This window comes from Streptomyces sp. NBC_00376 (assembly GCF_036077095.1).
In the GTDB taxonomy this organism is placed as follows: Bacteria; Actinomycetota; Actinomycetes; order Streptomycetales; family Streptomycetaceae; genus Streptomyces.
In genome coordinates, this window is record NZ_CP107960.1 from 7,184,468 (window position 1) to 7,205,163 (window position 20,696).

16 protein-coding genes are annotated in these 20,696 nt (G+C 70.7%); 6 read left to right on the top strand and 10 right to left on the bottom strand.

Annotated features, from left to right (window positions below; translation table 11 throughout):
• Nucleotide 1 precedes the first annotated feature (1 nt).
• The 7 genes from OG842_RS32465 to OG842_RS32495 form a co-directional block, all read right to left on the bottom strand.
• The gene (locus OG842_RS32465) at nucleotides 2-1,030 is read right to left on the bottom strand and encodes an NAD-dependent epimerase/dehydratase family protein (protein WP_266735822.1); all 1,029 of its coding nucleotides are present in this window, start codon (nucleotides 1,028-1,030) and stop codon (nucleotides 2-4) included.
• Nucleotides 1,031-1,036: 6 nt separating this feature from the next.
• Nucleotides 1,037-1,984 carry a carbohydrate ABC transporter permease gene (locus tag OG842_RS32470; RefSeq protein ID WP_266735820.1) on the bottom strand — a complete coding sequence of 316 codons (948 nt, stop codon included), beginning with the start codon at nucleotides 1,982-1,984 and terminating at the stop codon, nucleotides 1,037-1,039.
• Nucleotides 1,985-1,986: 2 nt separating this feature from the next.
• The gene (locus OG842_RS32475; RefSeq protein ID WP_093541011.1) at nucleotides 1,987-2,892 is read right to left on the bottom strand and encodes a carbohydrate ABC transporter permease; all 906 of its coding nucleotides are present in this window, start codon (nucleotides 2,890-2,892) and stop codon (nucleotides 1,987-1,989) included.
• Nucleotides 2,893-3,001: 109 nt separating this feature from the next.
• On the bottom strand, nucleotides 3,002-4,258 hold the full coding sequence (locus tag OG842_RS32480; protein WP_328512580.1) for an ABC transporter substrate-binding protein: 1,257 nt from the start codon (nucleotides 4,256-4,258) through the stop codon (nucleotides 3,002-3,004).
• Between the two features lie 71 nt (nucleotides 4,259-4,329).
• On the bottom strand, nucleotides 4,330-5,586 hold the full coding sequence (locus OG842_RS32485; RefSeq protein WP_266735816.1) for a Gfo/Idh/MocA family protein: 1,257 nt from the start codon (nucleotides 5,584-5,586) through the stop codon (nucleotides 4,330-4,332).
• An 88-nt stretch (nucleotides 5,587-5,674) separates the two neighbouring features.
• Nucleotides 5,675-7,822: a peptidase C14 gene (locus OG842_RS32490; protein ID WP_328512581.1), complete on the bottom strand. Its 2,148-nt coding sequence runs from the start codon at nucleotides 7,820-7,822 to the stop codon at nucleotides 5,675-5,677.
• A 229-nt stretch (nucleotides 7,823-8,051) separates the two neighbouring features.
• Entirely contained in the window at nucleotides 8,052-8,909 is an 858-nt protein-coding gene (locus tag OG842_RS32495) for an IclR family transcriptional regulator (protein WP_328512582.1), read from the bottom strand.
• Nucleotides 8,910-9,200: 291 nt separating this feature from the next.
• Here OG842_RS32495 and OG842_RS32500 point away from each other — a divergent pair, with 291 nt between their 5' ends.
• The 6 genes from OG842_RS32500 to OG842_RS32525 all read left to right on the top strand — a co-directional run bounded on the left by OG842_RS32500 (nucleotide 9,201) and on the right by OG842_RS32525 (nucleotide 16,828).
• Complete coding sequence (locus OG842_RS32500; protein WP_266735810.1) at nucleotides 9,201-10,571, top strand: aspartate aminotransferase family protein; 1,371 nt, start codon at nucleotides 9,201-9,203, stop codon at nucleotides 10,569-10,571.
• Nucleotides 10,571-11,758, top strand: coding sequence for a mandelate racemase/muconate lactonizing enzyme family protein (locus tag OG842_RS32505; protein WP_266735808.1), 1,188 nt, complete (start codon nucleotides 10,571-10,573; stop codon nucleotides 11,756-11,758). Before OG842_RS32500 ends, OG842_RS32505 begins: the two co-directional genes overlap by 1 nt.
• Nucleotides 11,755-12,600 (top strand): amidohydrolase family protein, encoded by an 846-nt coding sequence (locus OG842_RS32510; protein ID WP_328512583.1) that lies wholly within the window; start codon nucleotides 11,755-11,757, stop codon nucleotides 12,598-12,600. The genes OG842_RS32505 and OG842_RS32510 overlap by 4 nt, the downstream gene beginning before the upstream one ends.
• 187 nt (nucleotides 12,601-12,787) lie before the next feature.
• Complete coding sequence (locus OG842_RS32515; protein WP_266735804.1) at nucleotides 12,788-13,627, top strand: SDR family NAD(P)-dependent oxidoreductase; 840 nt, start codon at nucleotides 12,788-12,790, stop codon at nucleotides 13,625-13,627.
• Between the two features lie 100 nt (nucleotides 13,628-13,727).
• Nucleotides 13,728-15,899: a peptidase C14 gene (locus tag OG842_RS32520; protein ID WP_266735802.1), complete on the top strand. Its 2,172-nt coding sequence runs from the start codon at nucleotides 13,728-13,730 to the stop codon at nucleotides 15,897-15,899.
• On the top strand, nucleotides 15,896-16,828 hold the full coding sequence (locus OG842_RS32525) for a GNAT family N-acetyltransferase (RefSeq protein WP_266735800.1): 933 nt from the start codon (nucleotides 15,896-15,898) through the stop codon (nucleotides 16,826-16,828). Before OG842_RS32520 ends, OG842_RS32525 begins: the two co-directional genes overlap by 4 nt.
• Before the next feature lie 20 nt (nucleotides 16,829-16,848).
• Here OG842_RS32525 and OG842_RS32530 read toward each other — a convergent pair whose 3' ends face one another.
• From OG842_RS32530 to OG842_RS32540, 3 genes are all read right to left on the bottom strand, one after another.
• Nucleotides 16,849-17,553, bottom strand: a complete 705-nt coding sequence (locus OG842_RS32530; protein WP_266735798.1) for a DUF5995 family protein — start codon at nucleotides 17,551-17,553, stop codon at nucleotides 16,849-16,851.
• A gap of 94 nt (nucleotides 17,554-17,647) precedes the next feature.
• Nucleotides 17,648-19,294: a DUF885 family protein gene (locus OG842_RS32535; protein WP_266735796.1), complete on the bottom strand. Its 1,647-nt coding sequence runs from the start codon at nucleotides 19,292-19,294 to the stop codon at nucleotides 17,648-17,650.
• Nucleotides 19,294-20,673: a DUF6002 family protein gene (locus tag OG842_RS32540; RefSeq protein WP_266735794.1), complete on the bottom strand. Its 1,380-nt coding sequence runs from the start codon at nucleotides 20,671-20,673 to the stop codon at nucleotides 19,294-19,296. The genes OG842_RS32535 and OG842_RS32540 overlap by 1 nt, the downstream gene beginning before the upstream one ends.
• Nucleotides 20,674-20,696: the final 23 nt, after the last annotated feature.

Genomic DNA, 20,696 nt, shown 5'->3' on the forward strand with positions numbered 1-20,696 from the left:
ATCAGAACCTTCCGTCACGGACCTGGAACTTGGTGGGCTTGCCGGACAGCGGCAGCCCGCGGCGCAGCCAGTCGGCCTGCCACTCGACGAGGGTGCGCAGCGCGACGTCCGGGTACCCGAACAGCGCGTGGCAGCGGCTCGCGTCGGAGAGCAGCGCGGTGGGCGCCTCCTCGCCGGCGAAGACCGGCTCCTTGCCGAACTCCTCGCCGAACCACCGGGCGATGCGGCGCACCGAAGCGGTCTCGGGGCCGGTGAGGTTGAGGGTGAACGCCTCGCCGTCGGTGGCGTGCAGCAGCGAACGCAGCGCGACCTCGTTGGCGTACCCCTGCCACACCACATTGGCGTGACCGGTCGTCACATCGACGGGCTCCCCCGCCCGCACCCGGTAGGCGATGTCGGCGAGGACGCCGTAGCGCAGGTCGACCGCGTAGTTGAGGCGGATGTTGGCGACCCTGGTGCCACGGGTCAGCGCCGCGTGGCCGAAGATCCGCTCCCGGCCCAGGCACGACATGGCGTACTCGCCGACCGGGCCGACCGGGTCGCTCTCGGTGCAGCCGCCGGAGGAGACCGGCACCAGCGGGTACACGTTGCCGGTGGAGAACGCGGCGATCCGCGCCCCCGACCAGCGGCGCGCCACCCGGTCCGGCATCGCGGCGTTCACCGCCCAGGCGTGCGAAGGGGCCCCGGCGGAGCCGAACTTGGCGCCGACCATGAAGACGACGTTCCCGGCGTCCGGCAGTTCGGCCAGGTCGGCGGCCGGGTCCATCAGGTCGAAGGCCACGGTGGAGACCCCGGCGGCCTCCAGCTCGTCGGCGGCGGACCTGTCGGACCAGCGGGAGACCGCGTACACGGTCACGTCCTCGCGGCCCGCGGCGTCCAGCGCGCGGCGGGCCAGCCGGCACAGGCTGGGGCCCATCTTGCCGCCGGCGCCGAGCACCAGTAGATCGCCTTCGAGACGGCCGAGATCGGCGACGAGCGCGGGGGAGGGGGTGGCGAGCCGCTCTTCGAGCGCGGCCTCATCGGTGAACATTGGTTGCTATCCCTTGATTCCGGACGCGGTGACGCCCTCGGTGAAGTAGCGCTGGCCCACCATGTACGCGGCGAAGATGGGCACGAACGCGATGACGGAGCCGGAGAGCACCACATTGAGCGGCACGTTCTGCTGCTGGAGCGAGGCGATGCCGACGGTCAGGGTGCGCATGTCGGTGGACTGGCCGATGACCAGCGGCCACAGGAAGTCGTTCCAGTGCCACAGGAAGACGAAGACACCGAGGGTGGCCAGGATCGGCTTCAGCAGCGGCAGCACGATCCGGTAGAAGATCTGCCACTCGTTGCAGCCGTCCAGCCGGGCCGCCTCGAAGAGTTCGTCCGGCAGCCCCTGGATGAACTGCCGCATCAGGAACACCGCCTGGGCGTTGGCCAGGGTCGGCACGATCAGACCCCAGTACGTGTCCACGCCGCCCAGCTTCGCGATCATCGCGAAGGTCGGGATCATCGTGACGTGGTACGGGACCATCACCATCGACAGGAACGACCAGAACATCGTCTCCCGGCCGGGGAAGCGCTTCTTGGCGAAGGCGTACCCGGCGAGCGAGGCGAGCAGCAGCACGCCGACGACCGAGACGACCGAGTAGATCAGCGTGTTGAACAGCCAGCGCGGCACGTCCTGGGCGTTCATGACGGTGTCGTACGCCTCGCCGGTCAGCGGCCACGGCAGCAGGCTGCCGGGGAACTCGACCGCCGCGGACGGCTTCAGGGAGAGCACGACCATCGCGTAGAACGGGAAGATCGTCACGATCGCGGCCACCGTCAGCAGCACGGCGCGGCCGATCCGGCCGGCCCGGGTGGGCCGCATGCCGTGCGGGACGGTGTCCTGCTCCGAGAGTTTGCGCAGCTTGCGCGCGGCGCGGCGCCCGGCCCGGTCGGGGGCCGCGGGGGCCTTCGGCGCGGGCGGGGTCTCGGTCTGGGCGGGTGCTGCGGTCATGGTCACTGGTCCTTCCCGATCACGAGCCGCTGGATGACCGCGACCACCACGGTCAGCGCGAAGAGCGCGACGCCGATGGCGGAGGCGTAACCCAGGTCGAAGTACTTGAAGCCCGCGTCGTAGAGCTGGAAGACGAGCGTGTAGCTGGCGTTGGCGGGGCCGCCGCCGGTCATGGTGTAGACCGCGTCGAAGACCTGGAACGAGGCCGTCGTCTCGATCACGGCGAGGAAGAACAGGGCGGGCTTGAGCTGCGGCAGCACGATGTACCGGAACCGCTGCCAGGGGCCCGCGCCGTCGGTGAGCGCGGCCTCCTCCAGCTCACGCGGAATGTCCTGCATCCGGGCCAGCAGGATGAGCATCCCGTACCCGAAGCGGGACCAGACGCCGACGATCGCGAGCGCGGGCAGCACCAGCACGTCGTCGGAGAGCCAGGAGCCCTCGGACATCCCGAACCAGCTCATCAGGGTGGACCACGGCCCACCGGTCGAGAAGATCCAGACGAAGACGGTGGCGGCCAGCACCAGCGAGGTGACGACCGGCAGGAAGAACACCGAACGGAAGAACTTGGCGCCGCGGAACGCGCGGCGGGTGATCAGGGCCAGGGACACCGATGCGATCAGCGTGCCCGGCACGGCGAGCACGGTGTAGAGGACCGTGACCTTGAGCGCCTGCCAGAACAGCGGGTCGTCCCACAGGCGGGTGAAGTTGTCCAGCCCGATGAAGCTGCCGCCGCCCGTCAGGGAGTAGTCGGTGAAGCTCATCAGCACCCCGGCGATGCCCGGACCGAACCGGAACGCCAGGAAGAGCAGGAAGCACGGAAGGACGAAGAGCAGGCCGATCCGGGCCTCGCGGCGCGCCTGCGGCCCGCTGCGACGGCCCCGGCGGGTTGGTTCCGCGACGACTGCCACGGGGATCTCCTTGCGGTACGGGGGAATTGCGGGGGGTCGGGGGGAGTGCCCCGGGGAAGGGGCGGTGCCGGGTCCGAGTGCGGCCGGACCCGGCACCGCGCCCGGTCGGTCAGCGGCCGAGCATCGCCTGCGCGGCCTTCTGCGCGGCGTTCAGCGCCTCCTGCGGGCTCTTCTTGCCCAGCAGTGCCGCCTGGATCTCCGGTGCGAGGACGCCCTGGACCTCACGGGCCTTGTCCTGGAGCGGGCCCACGTCCATGGTCGGCAGCGTGGCGCCGACCGCGGTCTGGAGGGCGTCGCCCGGGTACAGGTCGCCGCCGGACTTGCGGGCCGGGAAGTAGCCCGCGCCCTTCTGCAGGCCGGCCGCGTTCTTCGACTCTGCGACGAAGTTCAGCCAGTCGCCGGTGTTCTTCTTGTCGGCGCCCTTCAGCATCGACAGCGCGCCGACCGTGCCGTAGCCGACCGACTTCGCGTCCTTCAGCGGCGGCTGGACGACGATGTTCTCCTTGCCCCAGAACGGCTCGACGTCCGCCGGGGTGTTCTGCCAGGTGCAGGCCACCTTGCCCTTGGCGGTCGGAGTCTGCTCCAGCTTGGGCGTGGTGGTGACCAGGTCCCTGTCGGTGTAGCCGCCGTCGACCAGCTTCTTCAGGTACGTCAGCGCCTTGACGCCGGCCGCGTCGTTGAAGGTGACGGTCTTGCCGTCCTCGGAGAACACGTCACCGCCGGCCTGCCACAGCAGCGGGTAGAAGGTCATGTTCAGGGTCTGCTGGGTGTCACCGCTGTAGCTGGTGGCGTAGTAGCCCTTCTCCTTCAGCTTCGGGGCCAGCGCCTCCAGCTCCGCCCAGCTCGTCGGGTAGGTCTTCTCACCGATGGCGGCGAACACCCGCTTGTCGCAGATCAGCGGGTTGGCGCTGGTCAGGACCGGGGTGCCGAGCGCCTTGCCGTCGATCGTGACGGACTTCAGCGCGAAGTCGGTGTAGTCCGACTTGGCGTCGGCCGGCATGTAGTCGTCGGCCGGGACGATGCTCTTGGCGTACTTCGGCAGCTGGTCCGGGATCAGGTAGACCGCGTCCGGGCCCTTGCCGGAGGCGATCGCGGTGGCCAGCGCGGTGTCGCGGTTGGCCCACGGGAAGGTCTCCACCTTCACCTTGACGCCCGAGTGCTCCTTCTCGAACGCCTTGACCAGGCCGTCCCAGTACGCCTTGTTCTTGGCCTCGTCGAAGATGACCGGGTAGGTCCACATGGTGACGGTGTTGTCGTCGCTGCCGCTGCCGGAACAGCCGGCCAGCACACCGGCGGCGAGCGCGGTGGCCAGCACGGGGGCGGCGACGGCGCGGACTCTGGAACGGCAGGTGAGGAGACGGGACATGGTGTGGTCCTCCGAGGACGTGAGGGTGGGGCCGGGAAGAGAGGGAGTCACTGGGCCGGGAGAAGAGGGAGTCACTGCGCCGGGACCGTCTGCACGGTGCCGGTGTGGCGGGCGCGTTCGGCGGCGAACGCCGCGAGATGACTGCCGAGCGAGGTGGCGGGACCGGAGCGGACCGCCCCGGCGTCACCCGTGGCGACGGCGGTGACGAACGCCTCGACGAGCGCGGCGTCCCCGCCGCCGTGCCCGTCCGCCGCGTTCGAACCGGAGGCGCCGAGTTCATGGACGGTGGTTTCGCCGGTACGGAAGTCCTGCACCGTGACCCGCTCGCCGTCACCGATCAGCCAGCCGTGCGAGCCGAAGATCCGGGTCTGGCGGTGCGTCTGCTCGGTGAACGCCACCATCTGGAAGGTCGCGGTCACCCCGTCCGTCAGCTGCATGGCGAGGACCTGGTGGTCGACCACGTCGTTGTCGCCGCGGTACGCGCAGACGCCGTACGGGCCCTCGCGCAGCGCCTGCACGAGACCGGCCTCGTCGGTCGCCTCGGTGACATGGGTGACCGGCCAGACCGCGCCCTTCTCGCGCAGCGTCGGCATGTAGAGCTTCAGCGCGCTGTACGGGCAGTCGGACTCGACCGCACAGTCGAGACAGCGCTCCGCGGATCCGGCCGGGGCGTTCTCGGGCCGGAAGTGCTTCAGGGAGCCGAAGCTGGAGACCCGCTCGATCCGGCCGCCCATCACGTACGTGATCCAGTCCAGGTCGTGGCAGGACTTGGCGAGCAGCATCGGCGAGGAGTCCTTCTCGCTGCGCCACGGCCCGCGCACATAGCTGTGGGCGTAGTGCCACCAGCCGACCGGCTCCAGATGGTCGAGGGAGACCAGCTGACCGAGCACGCCGGAGTCCACGACCTCCTTCACCAGGTCGGTGTAGGGGGTGTACCGCATGACGTGGCACACCGCGAACAGGACCCCGGACCGCTCCACGCCCTCGACGATCCGCCTGGTCTCCTCCTCGGTCGGGGCGAGGGGCTTCTCGGCGAGGATCGCGTATCCGGCCTCGGCCAGCGCCAGCACCGGCTCCACATGGAAGCGGTCCTGGGTGGCGACGACGACGGCGTCGGCGATGCGGTTCTCGACCAGCGGCCGCCAGTCGTCGAACTCGACGGGTGCGCCGGCCGCGGCCCGCGCCGCGGGGCGCGGGTCGGCGACGGCGACGAGCTCGGCGCGCTCGGGGTGCGCCTTGATCCACTCGGCGTACGTCAGACCGCGGTTGCCGGCGCCGACGAGCGCGACCCGTACGGGCCGGCCGGTGATCGGGGTATGCGTGGACACGGGAATCCCTGGTGCTCGATGGGTTGGGGTATTCGTTCGGATCAGGCCCCGCGAGCCCGGCCTGATCCGAACGAGAGGCCCGAGGTGGTCAGATGCGCAGCGTGGCCGCGGTGTGGGCGACGCGGTCGCCCTCGTCCGGCAGCGCGGTGCGCTCGGTGCCGTCCTCGACGCAACCGGTGTGCAGCAGATGGCTGTCGCCGGTGAACGCCGCGGGCCGCAGTTCGAGCCGGCCGCCGGTGAAGGTGGAGCCGGTGTTCCGGTAGCGGTTGGGGCCTTCGGTGACCAGCACATGGGCGGTGCCCTTGGGCGCGGTCGAGTCGAGGCCGGTGAGCTGCCAGTCGACGGTCCGTCCGGAGCCGGTGCGGGCGAGCAGCGCGCCGTCCTTGTTGGTGCCGCTCAGCCGGGTGCCGTCGACACGCAGCCGCTGGTCCTTCGCCGAGGTCAGCTTCAGCCCGGTGTCGCGGAGTTCGCCGCCGAGCACGGTGATGTCGGTGTGCGCGAGCGAGACGGGGGCGGTGTCCTTGGAGCCGGTCAGCGTGCACTGGTCCAGGGTGAGCGGGCCGGTGCCGTTGAACACCGCGCCGTCGACGCCCTTGAGGACGCTGCGCTGGACGGTGAGCGGGGCGGTGACGTTGGCCTGGGTGACCTCGGCGCCCGCCGCGAACGCGAACGAGGAGTCGGCGATCACATTGGGCCGGGCGGAGAGGTCCGAGGCCCGGGAGACGATCAACGGCCCGGTGGCCGTACAGCCGCGCATCTGCACACCGTCGGCGTTGACCCAGAGCATTCCGGAACCGGCGAGGGACTTCTTGCCGATGACCAGGACGTCCTCCAGGGTCAGATCGGTGATCTTGACCCGGGCCACGAACCAGGAGCAGGCGTGCCGGCGTACGGTGATCCGCTTGGCCCTGCCGCCCCAGGCCGCACCGGAGTTGGCGAAGGTCATCAGCCCGGAGTTGCCGGTGTAGACGAGGTCGTGCTCGAACTGGCCGTGCGTCACGAACGGGCCCTCGTCGTCACCGTCGCCGTGGCAGTTGGTGACGTAGCAGTAGGCGGAGGCCGTGAAGTCGTTGAGGTGACGGGCGTTGGAGGTGTGACAGTCCTCGACGTGCCCGTACAGGCAGTAGATCTGCTGGGTGAGGTAGCCCGCGCCGCCGTAGGTGACGGACTTCGGGTTGGTCAGTGAGCACTGCTCAGTGCGGTAGTACGTGCACCAGCGGCGCATCACGACCGGCCAGAAGGTGCCGATGGCCTCGATCCCGGAGACGTCGCAGCGCACCGCGTACTCGTACGCGACCGGGTGCGAGCCGGTCATCTCGTCCTCGCCCCAGCCCTCGAAGACCATGTTGCGGACGTGGGCGCGCTCGACGGGCTCGACGCGGGTCCAGGTCAGGGTGCGGCCCGCGGCCAGGTCCCAGCCGATCTGGTAGTTGACCCGGATGTGCGTCGCGTCGACGACATCGGTGACCTGGACGAGCCGCTGGATCTCCTTCTCGTACTTCCCCGCCAGGGCGTTGATCTCCACGGCCCACCACTGGCCCACGGCGAACTTCGAGGAGTCACCGACCTCGAAGAGGTCCGAGAGGTCCGGCATCGCCGCGCTCAGGGAGTGTTCGACGGTGGTGTCGGTGACGGTGCCGCGGAAGGAGAGGACGGCGCCGAAGGGGTTGTCGTGGGTGTTCTTCTCGATGCCTTCGGTGCGTATGAGGTGGCCGCCGAAGTCGAGTTCGATGTTGGAGCGGTCGAAGAGGTGGCGTTTGGTGAACAGGAGGTCGGTGTGGGCTTCGATGCGGTGGACGCTGTTGTCGGCGATCATGGCGTCGAGTGCGGCGTCGGCGGGGGTCTTGGCGTCGAAGTGGCCGAAGGTGCGGAAGTCGAGGGTGCCGGTGTGGAGCTGGTGCCAGCGGCCGGTCCTGGTGTTCTGCGGGGCGATGACGGTGCCGCCGTTGTGGGCGGCGGTCGACTTCTTGTCCCAGCGCACGGCCATGCCGCCGCCGTCGCCGGGGGTGTGGTAGCCGGCGATCAGGACCTGGGTGCCGTCGTCGAGGGGTTTGGTGTTCAGTGCGCGCAGTGCGGCGACGGTGCCGGCGCGCAGGACGTCACCGGTGTGTGCGGGGGCGGCCTGGGCCGAGCCGGCGGCCACGGCCGAACCGGCCATGACCAGACCGGCCAGACCCGAAGCCCGCAGCAGATTCCGGCGGGACGAGGCGGAGTTGTGGTGGTGCGGAACGCTCATGCGGACTTCGCCTTCCGAGAAGTGCGATAAGTGAGGGAGCGTTCCTGCGGGGGACTGCCATGAGGCGGATGGCTGAAAAGGTCCGGCCTTCGAGTGCTCACGGCGCGATGGGCAGGCGCCGGAACCAGGCCGGAAAGGGTAAAACGCCGGTGACCATGGAATGTCACCGCGGTTGGCAGGGAACCTACGGCGGGTTAAGCCGTTTGGTCAAGACCCGAATCCGTCTTGGTCAAGACCCGAATCCGTCGGATTGCGACGTGTCGGTGTCGGATGCGGCCTCGTCCGCGTCGTCGACCCAGCCGAGCGAGACGCTGATCCGGCGGGCCGCGTCCCGCACCTGGCCGCCCAGCTCCTGGTAGCGCCAGGCCGGCAGGCCGAGCTTCAGACCGGTGATGGAGACGGCCCCGGCGCACACCGAACGGTCGTCGAAGACCGGCGCGCCGATGCAGATGATGCCCTCGGCGTCCTCCTCGTCGTCCAGGGCGTAGCCGACCCGGGCTATGTCGCGCAGATGCGACAGGAAGGTCGCCGGGTCGGTGATCGTGCGGGAGGTGCGCCGGGGCAGCCCGAACCGCTCGACGACCGCGGCCGCCTCGCTCTGCGGCACGGCGGATAGCAGTGCCTTGCCCAGGCCCGTGCAGTGCGGCAGCTCGCGCTGCCCCATCCGCAGATCGAGCCGGACGCGCTGGTCGAGCTCGACCTGGTCCACGACGACCGCGTGGCCGTCCTCGGGGACGGCGAGCCTGGACGCCATCCCGGTGGTCCGGGTCAGCTCGCGCAGCACCGGGTGGGCGACGCCGCGCAGGGACACCTGGGAGCGTGCCCGGTCGCCGAGCCTGGCCAGGCTCATGCCGAGCCGGTAGCGGCGGTTCATGCCCTCGCCGTCGTCCGAGACCAGGCCGTACGCGCGCAGGGTCTGGAGCATGCCGAAGGCGGCGCTCTTGGAGATGGAGCAGGCTTGGCCGACTTCCGTGACGCTCAGGCCGTTGCCCTGTGCGGGGGCGGCGAGCGCCTCGAGGATGTCCGCTGCCCTGGCCACGCTCTTGACCCAGTACTTCGGTTCTTCTGGGGCAGCACTGTTCGTCATAGCAGAACAGCTTAGTCCCTCGATGTGGCTCGGAAGGCGCGTTCTCTGTGAAGAAGACGCGAAAACGGGCCTTCCGGGGCCCGGAAAGGTCTTGACCCGCCCCGAAGCCGGACGTAATATCCAGGCACTGTTCTGCTCTACAGAACAGCGTTCGGAAAATGCAAGACGCACCACCCAAGCACCACGGATCATTCCCTTCCTGCGGCGACTGCCGGGCGGATGGCGCCAGGGATTCACGGGCCGGGCAGGGCCTGTGAAGACCGACGACTCTCGACGCAAGGAGCAATCGATATGAGTTCAGGCCCGGTGGGCAACGAATCCGGAGCCCGACTCGCCGAGCGCGCCCGCCAGGTCGTACCCGGCGGCGTGAACAGCGGTCAGCGCAGCGTTCCCGGACTGACCGACCTGGTCGTCACGGGGACGGACGGCGCACGGTTCCGTACCGCCGACGGACGCGAGTACACCGACTTCCACTCGGCGTTCGGACCGCCCCTGCTCGGCCACAACGACCCCGACGTGGCCCGGGCCACCGCGGAGGCCGGTGCCACCCTCGGCCACATGGGCGTCGGTGTCACCGAGGGCGAGGTCCTCCTCGCCGAACAGCTCACCGAGCTGATCCCCTCGATCGAGAAGGTGCTGCTCACCAGCACCGGCAGCGAGGCCACCTTCCACGCGCTGCGCGTCTCCCGCGCCGCCACCGGCCGCCGCCTGGTCGTCAAGTTCCAGGGCTGCTACCACGGCTGGCACGACGCGGTCAGCCTCAACGTCATCTCCGCGCCCGAGAAGGTCGGCGGCCACGACCCGATCTCCACCGGCATCCTGCCCGAGGTCCTCGAAGCCACCCTCGTCCTGCCGTTCAACGACAGCGAGGCCGTCCGGCGCACCTTCGCCGAGCACGGCTCCGACATCGCCGCCGTGATCGTCGAGCCGGTCCCGCACAACGTCGGTGCGCTCCTGCCGTACCAGGAGTTCCTCACCACGTTGCGCGAGGAGACCACGAAGGCCGGCAGCGTCCTGATCTTCGACGAGGTCATCACCGGCTTCCGTCACGACATCGGCGGCTGGCAGAAGATCTCCGGCGTCACCCCCGACCTCACCACCCTCGGCAAGGCCATCGCCAACGGCGCGCCCGTCGGCGCGATCGGCGGCCGCGCCGACCTGATGGACCTCTTCTCCACCCGCCCCGGCGCCCCCGCCTTCTTCGCCGGCACGTACAACGGCCACCCCTCCGTCGTCGCCGCCGCCCTCGCCACCCTGCGCAAGCTCCGCGAGGAGCCCGTCCACGAGCACGTCTTCCGGCTCGGCGAGCGCGTCCGCACCGAGCTGACCGGACTGTACGAGCGCCTCGGCGTTCCCGCCGTCGTCACCGGCTACGGCTCCGTCTTCGTCAGCTACTTCATGCCGGGCGAGGCCCCCCGCACCTACGCGGACCTGCTGAACAACGACGCCTCGCTCTTCGTCGGCTACCGCCGCAAGCTCCTGGACCACGGCCTGTTCGAGCTGCCGCTCAACCTCAAGCGCAGCCACATCAGCTACGCCCACACCGATGCCGACGTGGACCGTCTCATCGAGGGCACCGAGGCCGCGGTCAAGGCCGTGCTCGCCGACGGCGGCGCCCGCGACCTGGAGAACACCTCCACCATGGGCGGGGCGACCCGCTGATGCTGACTGTCAACCGCACCCGCCCGGCGGGCCCCGCAGGCCGGATCACCCGCGTCGAGACCCTGATGCTCGGCACCTCCTGGCGCGACTTCGGCTACGTCCGGGTCCACACCGACGAGGGCCTGTCCGGCATCGGCGAGATCACCCACCCCTACCGCGTCCGCGAGGTCTGCGAGCTCACCGAGGCGATCGCCCGGCGCCACCTCATCGGCGCCGACCCCTTCGACATCGAGGAGCTCTGGCTCCGCGTCTACCAGGGCGACTTCCTGCGCGGCGGCGACATGGGCGGCGTCGCCCTGTCCGGCCTCGACCAGGCCATGTACGACCTGATGGGCAAGGCGCTCGGCGTCCCCGCCTACCGGCTGACCGGCGGTGCCTGCCGCGACGACGTACGCGTCTACGCCAACGGCTGGTACACCGGCGAGCGCGAGCCCGAGACCTTCGCGGCCAAGGCCAAGGAGACCGTGGCGAAGGGCTTCACCGCCCTCAAGTTCGACCCGTTCGGCCCCGGCCTGCACGAGCTGGAGCGCCCCGAACTGCGTCGCTCCGTCGACCTCGTGGCCGCCGTCCGCGAGGCCATCGGACCGGATGTCGACCTCTTCATCGAGGGCCACGCCCGGTTCGCCATGCCGACCGCGGCCCGGCTGGTGCGGGAGCTGGAGCCCTTCGACATCGGCTGGTTCGAGGAGCCGATGCCGTGGACCCACATCGAGCGGTACGCGGAACTGCGGCAGCGCGCCGCGTTCCCGATCTCCGGCGGTGAGCACTTCCACAACCGCTACGAGTACAAGCAGCTCTTCGCCACCAACGCGGTCGACATCATCCAGCCCGACCTCTCCATGGCCGGCGGCTTCACCGAGGTCAGGAAACTCGCCGCGATCGCCGATACCCATGGCATGCTCGTCGCGCCGCACAACTCGAACTCGCCGCTCTGCACCACCGTCTCGGTGCACGCGACGCTCGGAATCCCCAACTTCAAGATCCTCGAAACCTTCGACGGGCTCCTGGAGGACTACGTCTTCGACGCCCTCAAGGGCACCCTCCCGATCGTCGACGGCCGCATCGGCCTGCCGACCGCCCCGGGTCTCGGTGTCGAGCTCGTCGACGAGGTCTTCGAGGAGCACCCGCCCAGCCACCGCTTCTGGAACATGTTCGCGGACGGCTGGGAGAAGCGGAACCGGACATGATCGTCGACGTCCACTCCCATCTCTTCCGGCACAGCCACGACTTCACCGACCCGTTCAAGTCCGACTCCGCCCGCGCCCACGCGGGCGAGGTCGACCTCACGGTGAAGTGGGAGGAGTACGCCGCCACCGCCCCCGAGGGCACCCGCACGATCGTCGTCGGCGGCAAGGCGCGGCGCAGCGGCCTCTGGGTCGACGACGACGCCGTCGCCTCGTACGCCGGAGCGCACCCCGACCGGCTCATCGGATACCTCTCGCTCGACCCCACCCAGCCCGGCTGGCAGGACGAACTCCGCTACGGCCACCAGGAACTGGGCCTGCGCGGCATCAAGCTGATGCCGATGTACGCGGGCTTCGACCCGGCGGCCGAGGAGTACGACGAGCTGTACACGTACGCCGAACGGCACGGCCTCCCGCTCCTGGTGCACACCGGCACCACCTTCGTGTCGAGCGCACCGCTGGAGTGGGCGATGCCCCGCCACCTGGACGCGGTCGCCATCCGCCACCCGGAACTGCGGATGGTCCTCGCCCACCTCGGCCACCCCTTCGAGGGCGAGTGCATCGCGGTCATCCGCAAGCACCCGCACGTGTACGCCGACCTCAGCGCCCTGCACTACCGGCCCTTCCAGCTCTGGCACAGCCTCCGGCTGGTCCAGGACTACGGGGTCTTCCACAAGGTGCTGTTCGGCAGCGACTACCCGTTCACGACGGTCGACGACTCGGTGAAGGGGCTGCGGGAGATCGCCCGCATCCCCGGCATCCCCGGGCTGCCGCCGCTCGACGCGGACGCGGTGGAGGAGATCATCCACCGCCCGTCGCTGGACCTGCTGGGCCTGAACGGCTGATCCGGCCGTTCCTCCGAACCTGCCGGTACGGCGCCGGGCTCATCCCCCTGTCGCCCGGTACCGACCGGCAGCCGGGCCGCCGCGCCACCACCCAAGTGTCCCTGCGCGGCGGCCCGGACCCCTCCGGCGATCAGGACCGGACCCGACCCACCCCTCTCCGTACCGCTCCGCCTGGAGGAACCCCGCCATGACCGCAGCCGTCCCGCCCAGCGGAACCGACCGCTTCGATCTGACCGGCCGCACCGCGGTCGTGACCGGGGCCGCCCGGGGCCTGGGGCGGTCCTTCGCCGTCGGCCTCGCGGAGGCGGGCGCCGATCTGGTCCTCGTAGACCTGCCCGGCGCCGAGGGCATCGCCGAGACCGCCGCGGCGATCGAGGCACTCGGCCGCGGCTGCCGGACGTACGGCCAGGACCTCGCGGACATCGACGCGCTGCCCGGCTTCGTGGACGCCGTACGCGCCGAGGCGGGCCCGCTGCACATCCTGGTCAACAACGCCGGCACGGCGGCGCTGGAACGCTTCAACGAGATCACCCCCGCGAGCTGGTCGCACATCATGCGGGTCAACGTCGACGCCGTCTTCTTCCTCAGCCAGCGCATCGCCGAACACATGACGGCGGACTCGGTCGCGGGCCGCATCATCACCATCACCTCGAAGAACGCCCTGGTGGCAGAGGCCGGCCTGGCCCACTACAACGCCTCCAAGGCCGCCGCCCAACTGCTCACCGAGACCCTGGCGGTCGAACTCGCCCCGCACGGCATCACCGCCAACACCCTCGCCCCCGGCATGGTCGAGACCCCCATCGACGGCGAATTCCCCTTCGACCGGGAGGCCTTCGAATCCGCGTACCGCGAGCGCATCCCGCTCGGCAGGTACGCGCGGCCCGACGAATGCGTGGGCGCGCTGCTGCTGCTCGCCTCGGACGCCGGGGCGTACCTCACCGGGGCGCGCATCGTCGTCGACGGGGGAGTGCTGGCCGACCAGATGCCGCGGATGCGCTTCATGCCGCCGTACCGCAACACGATCTGACCGCGACCGACCGGCAGCCGCGACAGCCGGTTCTCACCGAGCACGCATCCCATGCATTGCACGCATCGCACGCATCGACAACGCGAGGAGCGCCTCCGTCATGTCCGTCAATGCTTCGTCCCCGGCTTCGTCCCCCGAGCCGTCCCCGGCCTCGTCCCGCCGGAATCTGCTGCGGGCTTCGGGTCTGGCCGGTCTGGTCATGGCCGGTTCGGCCGTGGCCGCCGGCTCGGCCCAGGCCGCCCCCGCACACACCGGTGACGTCCTGCGCGCCGATACCGTCGCCGCACTGCGCGCACTGAACACCAAACCCCTCGACGACGGCACCCAGGTCCTGATCGCCGGCTACCGCACCCCCGGCGACGGCGGCGGCATGGCCGTGCGCTGGGACAAGAAGTCGACCGCCGCCCACAACGGCGGCACCGTCATCGCCCCGCAGAACACCAGGACCGGCCGCTGGCACCAGCTCCACACCGGCACCCTCGACTTCCGCACCTTCGGCCACTTCGACGCCAAGACCCCCGCCGACGCCGCACTCGACGCCATGATCGCCGACAACAGCGTCCACCGCATCGAAGCCCACACCGACCTCCTGTTCACCAAACGCCACCTCTTCGACCGTTCCAACATCGAACTCGACTTCGGCGGCCACCTCATACGCACCGAAGGCATCGAGAAGAACACCCACGACAACCCCTTCGGCGCCGTCCTCTCCTTCCGCGGCACCGTCACCGACACCACCGTCAAGCACACGCTCTCCGGCAAGGTCATCGAGCTCACCGACACCTTCCCGGTCCCCGACGCCAAGGCGTTCGAGGTCGGCCAGTGGTGGTCCGTGCAGGTGGACCCGGTCGCGGGCGGCGGCGGTGACGAACGCGAGCTGCAGAAGCTGGTCGAGATCACCGAGATCGTCGACGCCGGGCACATCCGGATCGGCTACCTCAACGGCTGGGAGCTCGCCGAGGGACGCAGGCTCACCTGGACCCGGATCGAACCGGTCCGGTCCACCCACATCCGCAACATGGTCTTCGAGGGCGCGGGCCCCGACGAGTACACCGGCTCCCACCCCGTCAGCTTCGAGTACGCCGTGGGCTGCGACGTCTCCGGGATCCACGCCACCGGCACCTTCTGGCCGGTCATCATGCGCCGCTGGTGCACCCGCTTCCGCACCGAGGACTGCTCCCTGAAGAACCCGCCCACCGTCGAGTACGGCGGCGCGGGCTACCTCACCCAGCAGATCTACTGCCTGTACGGGCGGGTCGCGGACTGCACGACCAGCAATGTCCGCCACCTCAACGACCTCACCGCCTCCGCCTACTGCACCGTCGTGAACTGCCACGGCGACGGCGACGACGCGGGCGGCAACCCCTTCACGACGCACGGGCAGTACGAGCACGATCTGCTCTTCGACGGCAACTCCGGACTGATGGACATCGCCAACTCCGGCGCACAGTGGGGTATTTCGGCGAAGCGGATCACCGTACGCAGACATGTCTGTTCCTGGTTCACCGCCAACACCAAGATCACCGATCTGACCCTGGAGGACATCACGGTGATCGCCCGCCCCACCTTCGACCAGGCCGGTACCCTCACCGTCAACGCCGACGGCGCCCAGGTGCGCGGCTGCACGGCGAAGACCTTCGCCGTCGCCCAGCGCTCCGCCCGCTCCACCCGGCCGACCACCGTCAGCGACTGCTCCTTCGAGCCGCCCGCCGGAGCCGTCCTCGTCCAGACCCCGGTCACCGCGCCCGTGCACTTCGTGCGCTGCACGTTCAAGGGTGTCGACGGCGCGATCCTGCGCGGCGCGGGACCCGTCCACTTCACCGACTGCACGGTCACCGGTGCCGAGAACGCGGCCCCGCTCTCGGTCGGATCGGCCGAGCTCCGGATCGACGGCGGCAGTTACGACAACACGGGCATCGAGCTCAGTGCGGTGCGCGACCAGCGGATCACCGTCACCGGCGGCGCCCGCCTCACCGGCAGCAACAAGGCCAAGGCGCTGCTCGGCCGGGCCGCCGGCGCCGGGAAGCTGACCTGGGACATCAGCGGTCTCAGCAGCTCCGCCTCCGGCCCGGACACCGCCCATGTCCGCATCGCCGACGGCACCAACCACTACGCGGCGACCGGCAGCCGCTTCACCGGCGGCACCCTCCACCTCGCCCCGGACGCCCTGGACTCGGTTCTGCACACCACCTGCGTGGAGGACGGCACCGAGCGCACCGCCATGCCCGCCAACGGCGACAAGGCGCGCACGGACGGGAACCTGACCCTGTGACCGCCACGATCCGCACCGCCACCCCGGCCGACGACCCGGCACTGGCCGCCCTGTGGCGGCGCTGCTTCGACGCCCCGCACATCGTCGACCTGCACGCCCTCGACCCGCACCGCCACCGGCACACCTTCGTCGCGCAGAACGCCGCGGGCGACGGGATCGACGCGGTCGTCGTCTACGTACCGAGGCGGATCCGTGACGCGCACGGCACCCCGCAGCGGGTCGGCGGCATCGGCAGCGTCGCCACCCGTCCCGAGGCCCGCGGCCAGGGTCTCGTGCGGCGGCTGCTGGTGGCGGCGGAGCAGACGATGACGGCCGAACAGTGTGCCTGGTCACTGCTGTTCACCGGGACGCCGGGCGTCTACCGGGGCTCGGGATGGCAGGAGTTCGGCAGTACGTACACCGAGGGGCGGCTCGCGCCCTCGCCCGCCGCCGGGACGTTCCGGATCCGCGCCGCCACCGCGCGGGACGCCGGGGAGTTGGCCGCGCTGCACCACGCGTACAACGCGGCCCGGCCGCTCAGCTCGGTGCGGGCGGCCGAGGACTGGGCGGTGCGGGTGCCCGCCTGGTACGGCCCGGTCGAGCGCTCGCTCGTGGCGCAGGACCCGGCGTCGGGGGCGCTCGTCGGCATGCTCGTGACCCAGCACGAGGGGGAGTACCTGGAGGTGCGGGAGTTCGCCGGCACCCCGGAGTGCCTGGGCGAGCTGTACGCCGCCGCGGGCGAACGGGGCCGGGAGACAGGGCTGAGCCGGGTCCGGGTCCGGCTCCCCGACGGCCCCGGGGTCCGGGCCGCGCTGCCGGCCCTGATGGCGGACGCCCGGCAGGTGACGGAGCACGTGGGCATGGCGCGCCCGCTGCTCGCCACCGAGGAGTCGGTGCGGGCCACGGTCACGGCGCCCGGAGCCGTCCACTGGTACGGCGACTGCTTCTAGAGGAAGGGGACGGGGCGCTCTCAGCGGCAGGGAGTGAGCAGGAAGCGCCCCACAAGACCGGCCCCCGCGTCCAGGCGGCGGCGGAACTCCTCGGCGAGCAAAGGCACGTCACGCAGCCGCCACAGCACCAGCGCCGCCGACCAGGCCGCCTCGCGGGCCCGTTCCAGACTCCACGAGCCGAACAGATGAGTGAGCGGGTCCGCCAGTTCCAGCAGGTCGGGGCCCGGCATCAGGTCCTCCCGGATCCGCTCCTCCAGCATCAGCAGGAGATCGCCCACCCGGTCGTACTCCTCCTCCAGATCGGGCGGGGCGCAGCCGAGCGTGCGGCAGGTGTCCACGACGGCGAGCGGCAGGTCGTGGCCGATGTGCGCGTTGATGCCGGACAGGGCGAACTGCAGCGGCCGTACACCGGGACGGTGCCGGTACCGGAAGAGCGGATGCCAGCAGTCGGGCGTCCGCTCTCCCGCCGCCGAGGCGTCGACCGCCGACAGATAGCGCTCGGCGAACCGCACATCCAGCGTCTCGGCGGCCCGCCGGTCGGGGAACGCGCCGCCGTCGATCTGCTGCCGGACGGTCTCGGTGACCGCCAGATAGATGCGGTTGAAGACCGCCACCCCGTCCTCGGCCCCGCCCACCGGCGCCCAGGCGGAACTGAACGCGCGCATCCGCTCGATCACGGAGGCGATGCCGGGGACGGAGCTGTGCAACTGCTCGAACTGCGCCATGGGGGCAGCGTCCCAGCCCCGGGGCCGGGACGACGCCGACAGGTCCGGGGTTCATCGGAACGGGCGAACGGCCGTGACACAGCCCCCAGGTCAGTCAGTCACCGGTGGCGCCGGCGAGGCGGTCCGCCGCGTCGAGCTGATCCCTCAGGCCGAGCAGCTCCCAGCGCTGGAGCGCGAAGGGAGTGTTCCCCTCCCGCCACAGCCGGTCGTGGAACTCCTCCAGGCCGAAGCCGTCCCGCCCCGCCGCCTCGGCGAGCAGTTCCAGGAGTTGCAGCTTTCCCGTCTGGTAGCTCAGCCCCTGGCCCGGGTTGCCGAGGAAGAACACCGCCTCGGCCCAGGCCGTCGCCTCGTCCATCGGCACCAGTCGGCACAGCAGACCGGTGGCCTCGTCGATGGTGAGCTCGCCGAGGGCGAGACCGAGGTCGATCTCGACCCGCAGCGATCGCAGGCGCATGGCGTTGGCGATGAACTCGGTGCCGGTCGGGCTGGCGTCGCAGGCGCCCGAGAGCAGCATCAACTCCTCGTTGTAGAACGCGACCCCCTCGTTGGGCACGGAGTCGTAGAAGTGCCGGCGAGCCGGATTCGGGTGGGCCCAGGAGAGGGCCAACTGCTGAGCGTGGACGCCCTCGTGGACGATCGCCGTCCGGGGGTCGATCGCCGCGGCCCGTTCGAAGTACGGCAGTTCCGTGTCCGAATCGGCGGGGACGTAACGTACGGCGTCCTCATGGGCGCGCGACGGCGAGGTCAGGTCGTCGGGGACGCCGAGCCAGGTCAGGGGGGCCAGGTAGGGAGGGCAGACCGCGAAGCGGTAATGGCGCAGGGACTCGGGCTGGCCCAGGAGACCGCGCTCGCGGTAGAAGCGGCGCATCTCGTGCTCCTGGGTCCGCGCCAGCGTGAGCTGCTCGGCCGCACTGTGCTGCTTCTCGGTCCCGGCGTGGCCGCGCAGCCGCTGCCGCAGAACGGCTTCCGTCGCCACGGCGCGGGTCCACTCCTGCTTGGCCTGCTCGCGCAGCCGGTCCGCACCGTACGGCAGCAGCGAGACGCGGTGCAGCAGGAACTCGACGGCCGCACGCCCCGCCGCACCCTCGGCATTGAACCCGTCGAGGGCCTCGCGCAGCCAGCCGGCGAACTCCCGGACCGCAGTGGCGGCCCGCTCGGCGGCGGCGGGCAGACCGGCCGCCTGCGCGGCCGGCAGGTACGGGACCAGTGCGCTCATCGCGGTGGTGAGCGCGCTGTCGGCGTCGGCGAGCTTGCGCAGGGCGGCCACCGCGAACGGCTTGGCCGCGGTGTCCGCCAGGTTCTCCCGCGCCTGGAGCAGCACCTGCGGCACGTGGTGCAGCAACCGGACCACAGCGTCCGTCCGTTCGGCCGTGAACGGTGTGGAGACCAGCAGCAGGTTGTAGACGGGGACCAGGCTCTGGTCGATGTAGAAACAGGGATCGCGCTGCCAGCCACGCAGCAGTTCCAGCTCCCAGTGCACCCGGTCGAGCGCGCATCCCAGGAGGCGGAAGTCGACCTGTACGGAGACCGGTTCATCGGCGACGTCCAGGCGGCGGTGGCGCTCGTACCACTGTTCCATGCGCCGTCGGCGGTCCGCGACGGCGCCCGCCGACCAGTCGGGTGCCCAGCCGGGCGGGCGCTCCAGACGCGGCAGGTCGTCGCCGGAGTCGGGAGCGGTCGCCGCCCGCCAGTGCCAGAAATCCGCGGCGAGGAGCCGGAGTTCGTCCGGCGTTCGCGACATCACGCGCGGCCGCAGAGGGCGGACGCGATGTCCTGCGGGCCGGAGATCTCGGTGAAGTGCTCCAGTGGCTGGTAGTCGGACGTGGAGTAGGCACCCGATCCGTGCACGACGATGTCCTTTCCGGTGCCGCCGATCAGGCCGCGGTCGACGGCGTTCATCACTCCGGTCAGGGCCATGACCAGTGACTGCTCACGCAGCGCCGCGGGGTCCGCGGGCAGTGCGCAGCCGGTGCCGGAGAGCCGGTCCCGCAGCCCTTCGTAGCGCTCCCGGCACTCCTCGCCGGAGACCACGATGCCGTTGCCGCCGTACCGGCGGATCAGCTCGTTCATGGCGGGCGAGGTGACCGGACGGTGGGTGTAGAAGGTCGGGTCGAGCACCTCGCCGGGGTCGGCGGTGACCTGGGGGAAGCGCGGGTCGGCGGACTGGTGGTACAGACCGTCCCTGAGCTCGTAGGCGGGCATGCCGTCGCGGCTGAAGTCGCCGTGCGCCAGGTTCAGCACCATGTCCGGGGTGCCCAGGTGCTGGACGAGCAGGCTCTCCGGCCGGGCGCTCTCGTCGGCCAGCCCGGCCCGCTCCAGTGCGGCGCGGCCCTCGTGGTAGCCGAGCAGGCCGAAGGCGCTGGACACGGCGTGCGCGTGGACCCGGCCGGCCCCGCCGTCCGGGAGGGCCCGCTGCTCGAAGAAGGCCCGTGCGGTGTCGGCGACCAGGTAGTTGGACAGTTCCAGGGAGTACCAGAGGCGGGTGTCGAGGTGCTTGGACGCCTCGGTGGCGTACATGTCGACGAACTCCCGGCCGACGGCCTTGACCTGCTCGGACTCCTGTCCGGTGTAGAGGAACATCGGGTTCAGCGCGCGCAGCGTCGGGTCCTGCGACAGCCGGCTGTCGCGCAGCTTCGACCGGCAGGAGGCCGGGGCGACGATGACCACGCGCAGCTGTTCCGGCGTGACCAGACCGGCGTCGATGGCACGCAGTACCGCGTCGCGCAGTGCGGTGCCCTTGTTGGCCGACGTCGGGGAGAAGATCGTGACGCTCTCGTCGTAGCGGCGGATGTACTCGACCGCGCGCGCCACCATCAGCAGCGACGGGAATGTCTTGGTGGTGCCCGTGCCGGGGTTGCCGGTCAGGTCCATCAGGTGCAGGCGGTGCTCGCCGTAGCCGCCCAGCTCGTGCCACTCGACGGTGGCGGCGGCGAAGAAGCGCCGCAGGTCGTCGTCGAGCTCGGGCAGCCGGAAGCCGGGCTTGAACGAGGCGGCGTCGTCGCGTGCCGGACCGATGTCGCCGACGATCCCCCCGATCGCCCGTCCGACCTGGGCGTAGTGGTCGAGAATGAGGTTGGCCGACCGTGCGGAAGCGGACCCGTCGAAGCTGGTCACGGACATGCTGGCTCCTAGGTAGGTGGTGA